Source organism: Shewanella sp. BJSY2023SW001, assembly GCF_047314685.1.
Taxonomy (GTDB): domain Bacteria; phylum Pseudomonadota; class Gammaproteobacteria; order Enterobacterales; family Shewanellaceae; genus Shewanella; species Shewanella indica.
Genome location: NZ_JBKORF010000059.1, coordinates 1 through 371, shown reverse-complemented (window position 1 = coordinate 371; position 371 = coordinate 1). Strand labels below are relative to the sequence as shown.

The window sequence follows — 371 nt, the reverse complement described above, 5'->3', positions numbered from 1 at the left end:
GGCGTCTGGCGATGACCTACTCTCACATGGGGAGACCCCACACTACCATCGGCGCGATTGCGTTTCACTTCTGAGTTCGGGATGGGATCAGGTGGGACCACAATGCTATTGTCACCAGACAAATTTTGTTGCTGCTATTTAGTGCCTAGCAGCTGAATATGGTGCTGATACCCAGAATCGAACTGGGGACCTCATCCTTACCAAGGATGCGCTCTACCGACTGAGCCATATCAGCAAATTCAACTTTGATTTCACTTTATCTACAGTGAAAATCATAAATTGGGCGTCTGGCGATGACCTACTCTCACATGGGGAGACCCCACACTACCATCGGCGCGATTGCGTTTCACTTCTGAGTTCGGGATGGGATC

Annotated in this window: 1 tRNA gene and 2 rRNA genes; all 3 read right to left on the bottom strand. The window is 50.1% G+C overall.

Annotated features, from left to right (window positions below):
• Positions 1-3 precede the first annotated feature (3 nt).
• Positions 4-119, bottom strand: a 5S ribosomal RNA gene (gene rrf, locus ACMHXH_RS13880).
• 40 nt (positions 120-159) lie between these two features.
• Positions 160-235: transfer RNA gene (locus ACMHXH_RS13875), tRNA-Thr, on the bottom strand.
• Positions 236-285: 50 nt separating this feature from the next.
• Positions 286-371, bottom strand: a 5S ribosomal RNA gene (gene rrf / locus ACMHXH_RS13870); the annotation flags it as partial.